The organism is Shewanella sp. WE21, from assembly GCF_002966515.1.
Lineage (GTDB): Bacteria > Pseudomonadota > Gammaproteobacteria > Enterobacterales > Shewanellaceae > Shewanella > Shewanella oncorhynchi.
Genome location: NZ_CP023019.1, coordinates 1,357,664 through 1,373,191, shown reverse-complemented (window position 1 = coordinate 1,373,191; position 15,528 = coordinate 1,357,664). Strand labels below are relative to the sequence as shown.

The following is a 15,528-nucleotide window of genomic DNA, read 5'->3' as shown; positions in this document are numbered from 1 at the left end:
AAATCTCGCGCCAAGTGTGGTCAATTTTGCTTAACGGTTGGCAATTGGTACCACTTTGCGCGGCGCCACGCCCACATAATCGGCACTCGGGCGAATGATGCGGTTGTTAGAGCGTTGCTCCATCACGTGCGCCGCCCAGCCAGTGACGCGTGAACACACGAAGATTGGCGTAAACAACTTAGTCGGAATATCCATGTAGTGGTAAGCGCTGGCATGGAAGAAGTCAGCATTACAGAAGAGTTTTTTCTGTTCCCACATCAGGGCTTCGCAGGCAACTGATACTCGGTATAGGCGGTCGTCACCGTTGGCAGCCGCCAGTTTTTCTGACCATTCTTTGATGATGGCGTTACGTGGATCGCTGTCGCGGTAAATCGCGTGACCGAAGCCCATGATCTTATCTTTACGCTCGAGTTTGCCCATTAAGATGTCGCGCGCATCGGCTTCATCTTTCATATCTTGAATGAGTTCCATCGCCGCTTCGTTCGCGCCGCCATGCAGCGGACCGCGCAGTGAACCAATCGCCCCAGTGACGCATGAATGCATATCTGACAGGGTGGAAGCACATACGCGAGCGGTAAAGGTTGATGCGTTAAATTCATGTTCTGCATAAAGAATTAACGATACGTCCATCACTTTAGCATGCAGTGCCGACGGTGCTTTGCCATGCAATAAGTGCAGGAAGTGTGCACCAATTTGATCGTCATCGGTTTCAGTATCGATACGCACGCCATCGTGGCTAAAGCGATACCAGTAACAGATGATCGATGGGAATGCGGCGAGTAAACGGTCGGTGATTTCACTCTGTTCGGCAAAGCTGTGCTCGGCTTCTAAGTTACCTAGCATAGAGCAGCCAGTACGCATCACATCCATAGGATGAGTTTCAGCAGGAATGCGCTCTAATACTTCTTTTAATGCTTGTGGCAGACCGCGAAGGCCCTTGAGTTTGGTTTTGTAGGCATCAAGTTGGGCTTGAGTGGGCAGCTCGCCGTAAAGAATAAGGTAGGCGACTTCTTCGAAGGTGGCATTTTCACCGAGATCTTTCACATCATAACCGCGGTACGTTAGGCCCGAGCCTGACACGCCCACTGTGCTCAATGCCGTTTCGCCTGCGCTCTGGCCACGTAATCCTGCACCGCTTAGTTTTTTAGCTTCTGACATAATCCTTCCCTTCCGTTAACACTATGTGGTTATTGCTGGTGGATGAATGCACTTATTTTTGAGTGTTCATTCGCCGACATTTATTGGTTAAGGCTGCACTTTTTATGTAACGTGTTTAACGTTAAATCTGCATTAACGCCAAACCCTGTAGGGTTGCAGCTTTTCGGTTATTTATCTTGGCTGAACAGTTGATCTAACTTGTCTTCAAAGGCGTGGTAGCCCAAGTATTTATACAAGTCTTTACGGGTCTGCATAGTGTCTAGCACGTTGCGTTGATGACCATCATTCATCAGCGCTTGCATGACGTTCAGTGCGGCTTGGTTGGCTGCACGGAAAGTACCGAGTGGGTAGAGCACCATGTCGGCACCCGCCTCGGCGAGTTCTTCTTTATTGAACAATTGGGTTTGACCAAATTCAGTCATGTTGGCCAAAATCGGCGCTTTTACCTGTGCTTTAAAATGGCGATATTGGTTTAGCTCAGTTAAGGCTTCGGCGAAGATCATGTCGGCACCGGCGGCGATATACGCTTGAGCGCGTTCAATTCCCGCTTCTAAACCTTCCACGGCAACCGCATCGGTACGCGCCATGATCACAAAGTTAGGATCGGTACGGGCATCGACGGCCGCTTTAATGCGATCGACCATTTCTTCAATGCTCACGACTGCTTTGTTGGGTCTGTGACCGCAACGCTTTTGCGACACTTGGTCTTCCATGTGCACAGCAGCGACGCCGATTTTTTCGAATTCTTTGATGGTACGAGCAATGTTGAATGCGCCGCCCCAGCCAGTATCGATATCGACCAATAAAGGCACCTGCGTGGCAGAGGTGATGCGACCAGCATCTATCAGCACGTCATTCATTGAGGTCATGCCCAAGTCAGGCAAACCGTAGGAAGCATTGGCAACGCCAGCGCCCGAAAGATACAAGGCTTGGAAGCCAGTTTGCTCTGCCATTAAGGCAAAATAGGCATTGGTGGTGCCAACGATTTGTAACGGTTTGGCCTTAGCAAGAGCTTGGCGAAAACGTAATCCTGCGCTTTGGGTCATGGTTTTATCCTTTTCCATTTTATGGGAAGTGGGCATATTGAGCCGTAAGAACTTAGCTAATGTTGGCTAAGGTTTCTTTTGCGGCTGCATTGGCTTGCAATTCAATTAAGCGTAATTCGGTATTTTTACGCCCCTGTTCGATATGGCGGCGCATCAGCAAACTGGCCAACTCACCATCGCGCTGGGCAATGGCTTCGACTATGCGTCTGTGTTCGGCAATCGCTTTCACGGGGCGATTTTTATTAGTGCACTGGTAGCGATACATACGTAGCAAGTGATACAGACCACCGACTAAGGTTTCCTGCAGATGCTTGTTACCGCTGGCTTGAATAATTTGGTAGTGGAAGTCGACATCGCCTTCCTCTTGGAAGTAAGTATCGCCCTTGGCGAGCGCCGCTTCTTGCGTTGCGAGCAGATCTTCTAGCTTGGCTAATTGTTCTGGGGTAATACGGCTGGCGGCGAGTTCGCAGGCCATGCCTTCAAGTACGCTACGTAGTTGATATAAATCGTTAAGTTCACTCACCGTCAGTTGGGCGACGCGGGCACCAACATGGGGCGCACGCACCACTAAACGTTGTCTTTCTAAGGTTTGCAGTGCTTCGCGGGTAGGGCCGCGGCTGATGCCGTATTTTTCGGCCAGTGCTTGCTCGTTAATCTTGCTGCCTGCAGGCAGTTCGCCCTTGATAATGCTGGTTTGGATCTGCACCAAAATTTGATCGGCTAATGTGGTCGACGTCTTATCTGCCGAGGTCGATTTGACCTTGTGCAGGTGGGGAACTTGAGTGTCATCAGAAACGAACGTCGTGTCTTGCTTCAACATAGAGCGCATCACTATTAATAGGATTGTCGACAATGGGTAAAAAATAGCCCTCCCTTGGTGGATTGTCAACAATGTGTTTACTTAGACGTAAGTCTATATTTCAATGGCTTTCTATTTTTATAATTGATTTTTATCATTTTATTTTTATTATCTCGTTATTAATATTTTATGTTATGAATATTTAAATATTAAATTGTCAACAATAGCGTGATTTTAACCTTCCAACCTCGTTGCGGATGTTGATGGTTTTGGAGAAAATCGTCCAAATGCATTTGGCATGTTTATCCTTCGCGTTATGCTATGGGCGGAATGAGACATTTGGGGATGATAGTGGAAAAAGTGTTAGTGAGCAGTTGTTTACTCGGACAAGCGGTGCGCTACGACGGTGGCCATAACTTGATGGAGAGCGAGCTGGTGCAAACGTGGCTCGAGCAAGGGCGGATTGTGGCGATTTGTCCCGAATGTGCAGGCGGTTTGCCAACACCTAGACCGCCAGCGGAGCGGATTGGACAGCGCATCTTAACTGCCCAAGGTGAGGATGTGACCCACGCTTTTAGTCTGGGAGCCGATCTCGCGCTTAAGCTGGTGCAGCAACACGGGATTAAAGTGGCGATTTTAAAAGCCCGCAGTCCATCCTGTGGTAATAGGCAGATTTACGATGGTCAATTTGTAAAACAGTTAATTGCGGGACAAGGATTAACAGCTGAAAAACTCAGCGCCGCAGGAATAACCGTATTCAATGAATTGGAGTTATCCGCTGCAGCGGCATGCGTTGCTGAACTAGAGCAAAGCTAGAGACGAGCTAGCTTGCTTGAGTGTGATTTGGGCTGGTGGCCTTATTGTTCACACTTTGATGTGTTTGGAGTAAAGCATGAATTTGTTGATCTTTTTCCGCCCACACTTGGTTTAACCAGCGCTGGAATTCGACGCGGTACTCAGACTCAGAGAAATAACGCGCCGCATCGACCTGAGGCACGGGCAGGGCGTTAATTCGCACAATAATCTTACTGACCTTACCATTCATCACCCCAAACAGAATATCTTCAGGCGCATCTGGGTAGACGATTGTCATATCCAGCAGGTTAGTAAATTGTTCGCCCATGGCTGATAAGGTAAAGGCGATACCACCCGCTTTAGGACGTAACAAATGTTGATAAGGCGAGTTTTGGCGCTGATGTTTATCTTGGGTAAAACGGCTGCCTTCAACATAGTTAATGATTGACGTGGGCATATTGCTAAACTTGGCACAGGCGCGGCGTGTGGTCGCTAAATCTTTGCCCTTAAGCTTTGGATTCTTTTTGAGTTTTGCTGGGCTGGTTCTATTCATAAATGGCATATCCAGCGCCCAACATCCTAGGCCCATGATGGGCACATAGGCGAGTTCTTTTTTGAGGAAGAACTTCAGCATAGGGATGTGGTTACGTAACACGTAAGTTTGCGCGGCGATATCGAATCCACTGAGGTGGTTGCTGATCAGTAAATACCAGCTGTTTTTATCGAGTCCTTCGAGCCCTTTGACATCCCACTCAATTTTAGCGATCAAATACAAAATGCCACCGTTGCAGCAGGCCCAAGCCCACATAAAACGGTTCATGACCGCAGTCACCGCATTGCGCGCACCTTGTGCTGGCATCACAAGTTTCACTAATCCGCCAATGCTGATAAGCGAGCCCCAAACGGCAGTATTAATGATCAGCAAGCTTAAGCTCAGCATAAACAACACTGAACCAGGCAGGAAATTCAACATAGTGGCGTTACCTTTATTCTTTATTCGCTTGGCTAGCGAGTTGGCTTAACACTTGATCCTTAGTGAGCCAGAGTTGATTCAGTTGTTCTTGGAAGCCAATTTTAAAATCGCGGTCATTCATATAATCGCCGCGCATTGCAGGATCAATATCGGAGACCTTGATGTGTACTTTAACGCTTGGCAACTTGCCTGTCAGGTAGTCCCAATAGCTCGGTACTGCGTCTGGGTAGTAAATGGAGACATCGACTAGCTTGTGGATCTGTTCACCCATGGCTGATAGCGCGAAGGCCATACCGCCAGCTTTAGGTTTTAGCAAATGTTGGAACTGTGAGTTTTGTTTTTGATGCTTAGCCTTGCTGAAGCGCGTGCCTTCGACAAAGTTCATCACACTCACAGGCTTAGCCTTAAACTTAGCACAGGCTTTACGTGTAATTTCAATGTCTTTGCCCTTTAACTTAGGATTCTTACGCAACTGCGCTGTGCTATAACGACGCATAAAAGGAAAATCGAGTGCCCACCAAGCTAGGCCTAATACAGGTACAAAAATCAGCTCTTGCTTGAGGAAAAACTTTAAGAAAGGAATTTTTCGGTTAAAAATCCGCTGCAGGATCAGGATATCGACCCAAGACTGGTGGTTGGCAATCACCATGTACCACTCTTTAGTGGAAAAGTCGGTGTCACCACTCAGTTCAATCTTAACGGGATGTAAGCAGCGTTCAATTACGCCATTAACACTGATCCAAGCGCTGGCACAAAAATCGAGTACATGGCTAGTCGCAGTCCTTAATGGACTGATAGGTATCAGTTTTATAAAACTGATTAACACGATTGGGATAGTCCAAAAGACGGTATTTATAACGTAACCTAAAAATGCAATACAGCCTTTTATCTGTGAAAACAGCATTCCCATCCGAGCCCCCTGACAAAAATTGGAGGCCTATGTTACTCGGTGTAGGCGTTTGGCTCAATCTTAGGCACTGCTGGTCGGTGCATTTGTTCATCTTCACTGTAAAGCTGCTGACTCAATATTGCTGGGATAGTCGTGCCAGCAACCTATCCATAGCACGATAACCCAGTGCTTGGGCAAGATGGCGGCGTTCGGTGTTAGGTGCTTGTTCAAGATCGGCGATAGTGCGGGCGACTCTTTGTATACGATGAAAACTGCGAACAGATAGGCCAAGCTTCACCACGCTTTGCTCCAAAAACACTAAATCAGCATCACTGAGCCCGCTGAAGCGTTTCAATTGTTTCCCTGTAAGTTCGCTATTGAGCACACCAGCACGGGCGAGTTGTAGCTCACGTGCTAGCTTAACTCGTTTGGCGATATCTTGGCTGGTTTCTGTCTGCGGCGCGGCTTGAGTCAAAGTGCCCGCGGGAAGTTTGGGCACTTCTATGGTCAAGTCGAAACGATCGAGAAACGGACCTGAAAGCCGCGAAAGGTAACGTTGGATTTGTTCAGGGCTGGATCTATGATGGCTATCTAAGTCGCCACTAGGGCTAGGATTCATCGCTGCGATTAATTGGAATCGACTCAAAAATGTCAGTTTAGCGGCGGCGCGGGAAATCACTACTTCGCCGGTTTCCATCGGTTCGCGCAGGCAATCTAAGACTTTACGCGGAAATTCAGCCACTTCATCCAAGAATAATACACCGCGATGGGCGAGGGAGATCTCCCCTGGTTTTGGGATACTGCCACCGCCCACGAGGGAAATCGAAGAACTCGTGTGGTGCGGCGCCCTAAATGGTCGCTGTAAAAAATGCTGCGGTTTAATGTCGAGTCCAGCAACGGAATGAATTGCCGCCACTTCTAACGCTTCCTCATAATTGAGCGCGGGCAATAGCGCCATCATGCGGCTGGCAAGCATGGTCTTGCCAGTACCCGGCGGGCCTAGCATCAAGAGGTTGTGGTTACCCGCAGCGGCAATTTCGAGTGCTTGCTTGGCCTGATATTGGCCAATCACATCGCTCAGGCAAGTATGGGACTCGGGTGTCTCTTGGCTTACCCATTCTAACTGTGGCGCCAGTGTGGGCAGTTGGTTTTGCCCTTGTAAATACGCGGCTAGACTTTGCAGATGCGAACCAAATAACACATTGGGATAGCCGACTAGCTCGGCATCGTGGCGGTTATCTAGCGGTAAGACCAAGGTATGGTCTTGGCGCTTCGCAGCGATAATCGCGGGCAATAACCCTTGGCAGTAACGTATGTGCCCTGACAGTGCCAGCTCGCCGACAAACTCGATATTTTTTAAACTGTTAATGGGAATCTGTTCCGAAGCGGCCAATATGCCCACGGCGATGGGTAAGTCGTAGCGGCCACCTTGTTTAGGTAAATCAGCTGGCGCGAGATTGACTGTTATCCGCCGCATTGGAAACTCGAATCCCGCATTGATCAAGGCACTGCGTACTCGCTCACGGGCTTCTTTTACCGAAGCTTCGGGTAAGCCTACAAGATTAAATGCTGGTAAGCCGTTGCTGAGATGCACTTCAACTGTGACTTGAGGAGCTTCGACCCCACAACTGGCTCGGGTATTGACGCAGGCAATCGCCATAAACAAATCCTTTTGTTGATCTTTTTCGCTGAATTTGAGTGTAGCAGTAATTAATGGGAGGGGTTTCCTATCGCCTAGGTCGTTGTCCTTCTCATTAGCAAGCCGTTGACTCCGGCTTTGCTAATCGTGTGATAGGCTTGGCAATTTGCCTTATTTGAAGATGGCAAATAGTTGATAGAAATGATAAAAAACAAACATTGGAGTCGTGAGGTAAATATGGATATATTTTTAGCAGAAAATTCCCCCATTCGTCGGCAGTTGTTAGAGCAAAAGCTGGCGCAGTTTAAAGACCCACATCTTGCCCATACGCTTTCGGCATTTATTCGAAGTAGTGTCGATCTCTATCCCTGTGCAATCGAAGATTATGGCCAGTTAGGTAATAGCCGACTGGGTGGATTGCCGGATTTGCCTGTTGGCATGGATTATCCGGTGACTTTGGTCGGAAGGGAGGAGATGTTGGATGGCTATGTTGAGAGCTTTGGCCATACCCGCGAGTTTATTAATGAGCATTGGCGGGAGGACTGGCAGGACGATTGGGAGACTGATGAGGAGCATAATTGGGATTGGGACGAGGCGGCGCAAGCCTTCCGTGTGCCCATGCAATTTATCGCACAGCTCAACTGCAGCGACCTGAAGGCGTTTCAATCTTATTTGCCTCGAGAAGGGCGATTGTTGTTCTTTTTGGAGCGCTGGCGATTCTCGGAAATGCTTCGCGGCCATGTCTATTATGTCGCTGAGGATCAGCAACTGAACTCTGGAAAAGCGATTGCCGAACCTAAGTTCGACGATGCGGTATGTGCAAACTATGAGTATGAAGAGGCTTATCAACTTCAGGGAATTGCCAGCATTAAGATGATAGCCCCTGACATGATTAATAGTGACAACCCGCATTTAGTAAAGTTAGCCAAGGCACGTTTACAAGCGCTACCAGAACCGCAACAAGCTATGGTGCTGGAGGCCCTAGCGGTTGTGGATGATGAATTGGCACCAGAGTGGCAAGATCAGCTCAAGGGCTATGAGCTGATACAATTGAATGAGCACGGGTTTATCCCTGGTCAGATTCTCACTCAATCGCAATGGGCTAATACCGACTGGCAGTCATCCAACCTGCAGGAATTGCTCGTTCCCGAGCAGCCGCTGCCGTATTACGATGGTATCGCCAGCATTAATGGCCATGGTGATAGCCGCTATAAAGCCCCCGAACTCCGCGCCGCGGCTGAATTAGGCGGCAATGCCGAAGATTATCTAGTACTGTTCAAAGTCGTCTACAGTGAGCATTCTATGCAATTGAATTTTATTATCCACCGGGACGATCTCGCGTCGGGTCAATTTGAACGCATTTACTGCATTTATGATTATTAGTTCATTGATAAGGTTGGCTACTGCCAACCTTTTTGTTTGGCGATGCGGGTTACACAGCAATCGGAGTACATCGAGACGATTGAAGGTGTATGTTGCGACCGATTAAAAGAAGAGTCACAAGCACAATTTAGTGCCTTTGAATGAATATGAGTTATAAATGATTGATTCTGGGAGAAATGATTACGACTGAATAGATTGAGCGTTTGATGATTATATTTAATTTTTTCAATTAGTTAATAGAAATTGGTTAACCTATGCCATTATATGAAGGCATCGTTGAGCAGCCTCATTTGGTTTACCCTCCACTGAAAATCATGGTTCCCCTATCCACGACCTTGATTCAACTCGACCGCTAGGCTGCATTAACGTCTGAGTTCTAACTTGTATTCCTTTTAAGTCCCCGTCATTTTCTCCGTGGTTAGGTCGCAAGACTGACCATAAGGCCGCCACTTACATCCCCATAAACATTCTGCTACTGAGCCACTCGAACCCCCTATACCGACAGGGTGTCGGAATAAATAGTCAGCATATAAAGTATACTTTGTATCATTTTGTGGTTTAATCGAAACATCTGCTGCCGATTTTAGCAACATTTTTGGCGGCGATGCGGTAACAAGGTTGTGAATCGATAATAATAAAGTGACCTCTTGTGAAGGATGACATTTGAGGGAACATGGTCGAGGAGAACTCGCCTATGCGTTCGTGGATGTTAGCGTGTGTGTTTATCTGTACTGCGGGTTTTGGTGGGGCGGCTTGGGCAAAACTCGATGTGGTTTTCTTTAATCCAGGGGCTGTCGATGACAGTTTTTGGGGGGACGTCGACCAATTGATGTTGGCGGCATCGACGACACTCAATATTAAGCTCGAAATCATTCATTCCGATCGCAATCATTTCAAGATGATCACCCAACTCGATGAGTTGTTAGCTTCCGCAAAGGTACTGCCCAATTACGTTATTCTGGTTAATGAAAAACAATCCGCGATAAAAATGCTGCAAGCGCTTTCCCCACATCCTATCTACGTGCAATTGATTTTAAATGATATTTCCCCTGGCGAGCGTGATGCGCTACTGCAAGATCCCCATTGGCAAGAATATCTGTTACCCGCCATTATTCCCGATAATTACGCTATTGGTTCGGCAACCGCTAAGGCCTTAATGGACGACTTAGAGGGAAAGGCGGCTAAAGTTCTGTTGATTTCGGGCGATAAATCGACGCCTGCGTCAGTGTTACGTACCCAAGGCGCCAGCGACTATTTCTTTATGCAGTCCAATGCCACTCTGACTCAAACGGTTTATGGCCAATGGAGTGAGGCAGTGGCTTATGGGCAATCGTTAACCCTGCTGAATCGTTATCCTGATCTGAATGTGATTTGGACCGCCAGTGATCGTATGGCGATTGGGGTGCTTAAGGCATTGAAGGAAAAAGGTTTGGTGTCTGGTAAAGATGTATTTGTCGGTACGATCAATACTTCACCTGAGATTTTACAGCTTTGTCGCCAGCACTCTGTGAGTGTTATTGGTGGCGGGCATTTTTTGGTTGGCGCTTTAGGTTTGGTCGAATTGCAATATTATCAGCAGCATAAAAAATATCTCCCCTATGACAATGTTGCCTTGTTCGGTGTTTTGCAACCAGATTCGGCATTTTATCAAATGTTAGTTGCTCGAGATTGGCCACAGATTTTCCAGTCTCAGATTTTGAATAAGTTGCCCCTCAAGGCGTAATAACAGGTGTACATGAAGCATCATAATCATTCTATTAGCCACAAGATGACGCTGATTATTATTGGGGTGAGCTCGTTTTTTGCTGTGTTAACTATGCTGGTACAGTTGATTTGGAACTATCAGGATAGTATCGATAATGCGACTTCGGATATCCGCGAGTATTCAGAATCTATTTTGCCAAGCGTGGCGAAGTCACTGTGGGACGTCGACCGTAGCTTGTTATCGGATTTGCTCTCTGGACTGGGGATGATGCCATTAGTGTCGAGTGTACATTTAGACAGTATCGATGGCGTCACTATGCATCTGGGTAAACCTTTGTTAACCGATGACGAGTCGCAAACTCTATTTCACTATCCTGTGACCTATCAAGAGCAGTCGATAGCGACTTTGACCGTAGGGTTAGATACCAATCGGCTTTACTACGAGCTGTGGAGGCAGTTGATTTTTATCGTGCTCGGTAATGGGTTAAAGACCCTATTGATGATTTATTTGATTTTGACCTTAGTGCGACTCATGGTGACAGATAGATTGTCGGCACTGGAAGATTTCACTAATAAAATCAATCTTAACTCGTTAAAAAAGTTATCTGTGCCCGAGACGGTAACCGCAAGACCCGATGAAATAGCCCATGTGGCATTGTCACTTAAGGGCATGTATCAAAGGATACGTAATGATTTAGCCATCAATAAACGTCAGCAACGTGCACTGCAACAACAACAGCATTTATTGTCTGACTTAGTCAAAGAACGAACTAAAGAATTAGATTGGCAGTCGCAGTCGAATCAATTGTTGGCTGAGATTTCGTTGCAATTTTTGAGCATAGATACCTGCAATGTGGATAAAACCTTAACTGAGGTATGCCACAAAATAGGTCAGTTATTTGATGTTGAAAGGGTGAGTCTTCTCGAATTCAATCAGCAGCATGCCTATTACCGCAGCTTTTGGACCAGTGACTTACACGCAAATAAGGTCCAAGTGATTTCGGTAGATAATATTGCTCAACTGGCTAAAAAATTCGAGACGGAATCGACCTTAGTGATTGAGGATCTTGAGGCGTTAAAGGCTTTTTCACCACAGGAATATGAGGTAATGAAATCCGTGGGGATATGTTCGATTGCCGCCTTTGCGATTAAAAATGCTGGGGAGTTATTGGGATTGCTCTCGCTGTCGACTGTGTCGCGGCCATTAAATTGGAACGCCCAGAAAAAGAATATGCTGACCCAATTCGCCTCCGCATTGAACGAGTTACTGCTACGCGAACAGAAAGAGCGTCAGATGATAGTGCTACAACAAGCGCTGGTTGCCGCGAATAGCCAATTAAAGGTGATGGCTGAAACCGATGAGTTAACTGGCTTAGCTAATAGACGACCCTTTACCGAAAGATTAGCTACTGTGCTACAAGCTAACACTCCAGCGGGATTGTTAATGTTGGATATCGATTATTTCAAATCCTACAACGACACTTATGGTCATCTTGAAGGCGATACTGTGCTCAAGCGAGTGGCAGATGCCTTAGCACAGTGCGATATCCTGCCGCATAATGCTCTATTGGCTCGCATTGGTGGTGAAGAGTTTGCTTTGGTCGTCGAGCAGGTCACGCCAGCACAGTTAACGGCTATTGCTACGCAACTGTGTTATCTCGTTGAGCAACTCAATATTCCCCATCAAGTATCTCCCTTGGCTGTGGTGACGATCAGTATTGGCAGCGTGTTTTTGCCATTAGATAAGATCTCGGGGTTTAAGATGGCCGACGTATTACGCCGCGCCGATGTTTGCCTCTATCGCGCTAAGGATAAAGGTCGCAACAGAGTCGAGGTTGAAGTGATTTAATGGGAGCCGGTTGAAGGTGACGTTACTCTTTCGCCAAGATATCCCAACGCGTTGCTGGATTGGCTACTGAGCTTCAAGAGTCTAGGCTCTATGCTGCAAAATTGGAGACATATTCGGTTAGCATCACCACGCCACAGACGCCCTCAATCATGCTAACTAATTGATAACATTTATGTGAAACATAGCGGTAGATAAGTCGCTAAGATAAAAATTACCCAAGGTGAGGTAATATTAGGCGGCAGATGAGATATAATCTGCCGCCTAATGTCGATTTAGCGATGCACTCTGAGTGACATCCATGCTGCCATTCTGGACGTATTTTACGTAACGCAACTAAGCAAAGCCACGACTGCATAGTCAATTCTATTGGTTTAAATGTACGTTCTAGCAGCTCAATATCAAAGCCACCGCGCTCGGATGTCTAATGCCATCGAGTCGAGTAAAATAATTAAATGCTGTATATTCAGTCGCTTCGACATAAAACATTACTTAAATGATGCAAGTGCATTAGCGCTATGCGTGGGCTGCGAGAGCGGAGTCACGCATAACTCGTGAATTTGCAGATATACTGAGTGCACCCTAAGGATTGTCATCTAAGCGATCATTCATCTTTGGGGTGAAAGTGGTCAATACAATCTTGTTGTGCAGCGACCAGACAAAGCAAACTTTGCTCAAATACAATGAATTCAACTGACTCGCGAGCAATAAAGCGCGAGTTGGTCCTAGTTAGTCCAGTGTTAAATGAAAGGTGTTACATGAGTCTCTTTGATAACGTGATGATTATATTGTGTCTAATCGGCGCGAGTTGTTTTTTCTCTATGTCAGAAATTGCACTTGCCGCTTCACGTAAAATTCGTTTACGTCAGTTAGCCGATGAGGGCGATGCACGAGCAGAAAAAGTGCTGCAGTTACAAGCCGTTCCCGGTAGCTTTTTTACGGTAGTACAAATTGGTCTTAATGCCGTTGCCATCATGGGCGGTATTGTGGGTGAGTCGGCATTTCGGCCTTACTTCTATCAGTTGCTTTCCCCTTTAGTTGCCGAGCCTTGGCTGAGCCAATTGAGCTTTGTTTTATCCTTCATAACGGTAACCAGCGCCTTTATTTTAGTCGCCGATTTAATGCCAAAACGCATTGCCATGGCGATGCCTGAGCCTGTCGCTTTAGCTGTTGTCGGGCCTATGTCTTTCTGTATTGTGCTATTACGCCCATTAGTGTGGTTTTTCAATGGCATGGCGAGTGGTATCTTTAAACTGCTGCAGATCCCAACCGTGCGTAACGATGCCATCACCTCCGACGATATTTATGCCGTCATGAATGCGGGCGCCGAAGCTGGGGTGCTAGATCGCGGTGAGCAACAGATGATGGAAAATGTGTTTGAAATGCAAACCGTTTCTGTGACTTCGGCCATGACGGCCCGTGAAAGCTTAGTGTACTTTTTACTGCAAGACAGTGAAGAAGATATCAAGCGTAAAATTTCTGAAGATCCCCATACTAAGTTCCTCGTCTGCGATGGTCAGTTAGATATGATCAAAGGCTTCGTGGATGCGAAAGAATTGCTGATCCGTGTGATCAACGGTGAGAATATCATCTTAAAAGGCAGTAACTTAATCCATACTTCGCTGATCATTCCCGATACGCTGAGCCTGTCAGAAGCGATGGAATACTTTAAAAATAGTCGCGCCGATTTTGCCGTGGTCATGAACGAATACGCCTTAGTGGTGGGGATTGTCACGACTAACGATCTACAGCGCGCCGTAATGGGGGCTTGGTCATTGCACGAGAGCGAAGAGCAGATCATCGCCCGTGATAGCAACTCTTGGTTAGTCGACGGTGTGACGCCTATTACCGACGTAATGCGCGCCTTTGGTATTGAGGAGTTTCCGCATAATCAGAACTACGAAACCATTGCTGGTTTTATGATGTATATGCTGCGTAAAATCCCTAAGCGTACGGATTTCGTGAACTATGCGGGCTATAAATTTGAGGTGGTCGATATCGATTCGTACAAGGTCGATCAGCTATTGGTGACCCGTATCGATCCTATTGATAAGCTCAACTCGCCGGATGTGTAATCCTGTCATCTTGTGTTGATTGCCTTGCGATAGAAATCCTGTGGCAATAGCTCGTTAGCACCAATTTGATCGCAACTGTTCGATAGTGAAGCGGTTCTCTTTAGCTAAGTTTTTAGCCTTTTGAGAGCCGTTTCGGTTTTCTATCTCGTTGAAACTATTCACTCGCACTTTTATTTTGTATTACTTTCCCCGTTTAAATCACATCCAAAAACGCATTAACGATGGGATCATCAAGTCGTTTCACTTTGCAGCAGCAACCTAACTCGAACGGTGGAATCGCCACCGGCGACGAGAGCAGCTGAATGCGATCACGCACTGGGCTGTTATTGATCACCACTTCTGGGCTCATGCTCACGCCACAACCTAACGCTACCATAGAGGCGATCGCTTCCTGTCCCGAGACTTGGGCGTAAATATTAGGGCTGATGCCCATTTGTTTGAACCAGTTATCGGCGCGGCGCCGTCCTGGGCCGTGATCTGGGATGATAAAGGGCACGCTCGACCAATCTATGGGCGTTTGACTCACTTGTTGCTGTACTGCACAGCGGATCGTCGGTGCGATAATCGACAGTGGCACATCGTCGATTTTGGCAAAATGTAAGCTGCTGGGGAAAGGATCGGGCAGGGCGGCGATGGCGATATCGGCGCGATTCTGCTGCACTTCTGCTAGCGCGTTGGCTGCATCTCCCGTGGTTAAAGCAATCTCGACGAAGGGATGTTCTTGGCGGAATAAATCCAATAAACCCGGTAAATGACTGTAAGCAGCGGTGACCGAGCAATACAGATTTAACCGACCGCGTAGCACGTCCTGCTTGAGATCGATACTGTGCTTGAGGGTGCTCCAATGGTTCAAGGTCTGCTCGGCGAAGCGCTTAAACTCGTGTCCCGCGTGGGTTAAGGTCACGCTGCGATTATCCCGCTCTAACAACTTAGCGTTCACTTCCTCTTCTAATCTTTGCAGGGCTCGGCTTAAGGTCGATGGGCTCACATGCATCTGCTCCGCGGTCTTGGCGAAGTGCAAACTGTCACATAAGTGCAGGTACAATTTGAGGGTACGAATATCCATAACTTATCCTGTTTAGCCTGAGCTTGAGTGCTGCATATTGCCGCCGATGTTGCTGAGCGTTATTGTGGTTGACGTTGCGCATAATGCAATATGAAATTCCGAATATATCATTTTAAGCAATGATAAGCATGGGTTATAGTGATTTCAATCACAAC

The 15,528-nt window shown here is 47.1% G+C and carries 12 protein-coding genes; 5 read left to right on the top strand and 7 right to left on the bottom strand.

The features are described 5' to 3' along the window. Window positions 1-30 precede the first annotated feature (30 nt). From prpC to CKQ84_RS05850, 3 genes are all read right to left on the bottom strand, one after another. Entirely contained in the window at window positions 31-1,158 is a 1,128-nt protein-coding gene (gene prpC, locus CKQ84_RS05860; RefSeq protein WP_011848086.1) for a 2-methylcitrate synthase, read from the bottom strand. Between the two features lie 167 nt (window positions 1,159-1,325). Then, window positions 1,326-2,204 (bottom strand): methylisocitrate lyase, encoded by an 879-nt coding sequence (prpB, locus tag CKQ84_RS05855; RefSeq protein WP_105250479.1) that lies wholly within the window; start codon window positions 2,202-2,204, stop codon window positions 1,326-1,328. A 52-nt stretch (window positions 2,205-2,256) separates the two neighbouring features. After that, complete coding sequence (locus CKQ84_RS05850) at window positions 2,257-3,024, bottom strand: GntR family transcriptional regulator (RefSeq protein WP_006084449.1); 768 nt, start codon at window positions 3,022-3,024, stop codon at window positions 2,257-2,259. A 300-nt stretch (window positions 3,025-3,324) separates the two neighbouring features. Between CKQ84_RS05850 and CKQ84_RS05845 the strand changes: the two genes are divergently transcribed. Then, window positions 3,325-3,819, top strand: coding sequence for a DUF523 domain-containing protein (locus CKQ84_RS05845; protein ID WP_105250478.1), 495 nt, complete (start codon window positions 3,325-3,327; stop codon window positions 3,817-3,819). Between the two features lie 7 nt (window positions 3,820-3,826). Here the strand turns inward: CKQ84_RS05845 and CKQ84_RS05840 are convergent, their stop codons facing one another. The 3 genes from CKQ84_RS05840 to CKQ84_RS05830 all read right to left on the bottom strand — a co-directional run bounded on the left by CKQ84_RS05840 (window position 3,827) and on the right by CKQ84_RS05830 (window position 7,320). After that, a complete protein-coding gene (locus CKQ84_RS05840) occupies window positions 3,827-4,771 on the bottom strand; it encodes an acyltransferase (RefSeq protein ID WP_105250477.1) in 945 nt (314 codons plus the stop codon). A 13-nt stretch (window positions 4,772-4,784) separates the two neighbouring features. After that, window positions 4,785-5,681 (bottom strand): acyltransferase, encoded by an 897-nt coding sequence (locus tag CKQ84_RS05835; RefSeq protein ID WP_105250476.1) that lies wholly within the window; start codon window positions 5,679-5,681, stop codon window positions 4,785-4,787. A gap of 112 nt (window positions 5,682-5,793) precedes the next feature. After that, window positions 5,794-7,320 carry a YifB family Mg chelatase-like AAA ATPase gene (locus CKQ84_RS05830; protein WP_105250475.1) on the bottom strand — a complete coding sequence of 509 codons (1,527 nt, stop codon included), beginning with the start codon at window positions 7,318-7,320 and terminating at the stop codon, window positions 5,794-5,796. Window positions 7,321-7,536: 216 nt separating this feature from the next. Here CKQ84_RS05830 and CKQ84_RS05825 point away from each other — a divergent pair, with 216 nt between their 5' ends. From CKQ84_RS05825 to CKQ84_RS05810, 4 genes are all read left to right on the top strand, one after another. Further along, complete coding sequence (locus tag CKQ84_RS05825; protein WP_105250474.1) at window positions 7,537-8,682, top strand: DUF1963 domain-containing protein; 1,146 nt, start codon at window positions 7,537-7,539, stop codon at window positions 8,680-8,682. A gap of 694 nt (window positions 8,683-9,376) precedes the next feature. Further along, window positions 9,377-10,405 carry an ABC transporter substrate-binding protein gene (locus CKQ84_RS05820; protein WP_105250473.1) on the top strand — a complete coding sequence of 343 codons (1,029 nt, stop codon included), beginning with the start codon at window positions 9,377-9,379 and terminating at the stop codon, window positions 10,403-10,405. A 45-nt stretch (window positions 10,406-10,450) separates the two neighbouring features. Continuing rightward, window positions 10,451-12,235, top strand: a complete 1,785-nt coding sequence (locus tag CKQ84_RS05815) for a GGDEF domain-containing protein (protein WP_105253010.1) — start codon at window positions 10,451-10,453, stop codon at window positions 12,233-12,235. Between the two features lie 755 nt (window positions 12,236-12,990). Further along, complete coding sequence (locus tag CKQ84_RS05810; RefSeq protein WP_105250472.1) at window positions 12,991-14,307, top strand: hemolysin family protein; 1,317 nt, start codon at window positions 12,991-12,993, stop codon at window positions 14,305-14,307. 193 nt (window positions 14,308-14,500) lie between these two features. Here the strand turns inward: CKQ84_RS05810 and ilvY are convergent, their stop codons facing one another. Beyond that, a complete protein-coding gene (gene ilvY, locus CKQ84_RS05805; RefSeq protein ID WP_105250471.1) occupies window positions 14,501-15,373 on the bottom strand; it encodes an HTH-type transcriptional activator IlvY in 873 nt (290 codons plus the stop codon). Window positions 15,374-15,528: the final 155 nt, after the last annotated feature.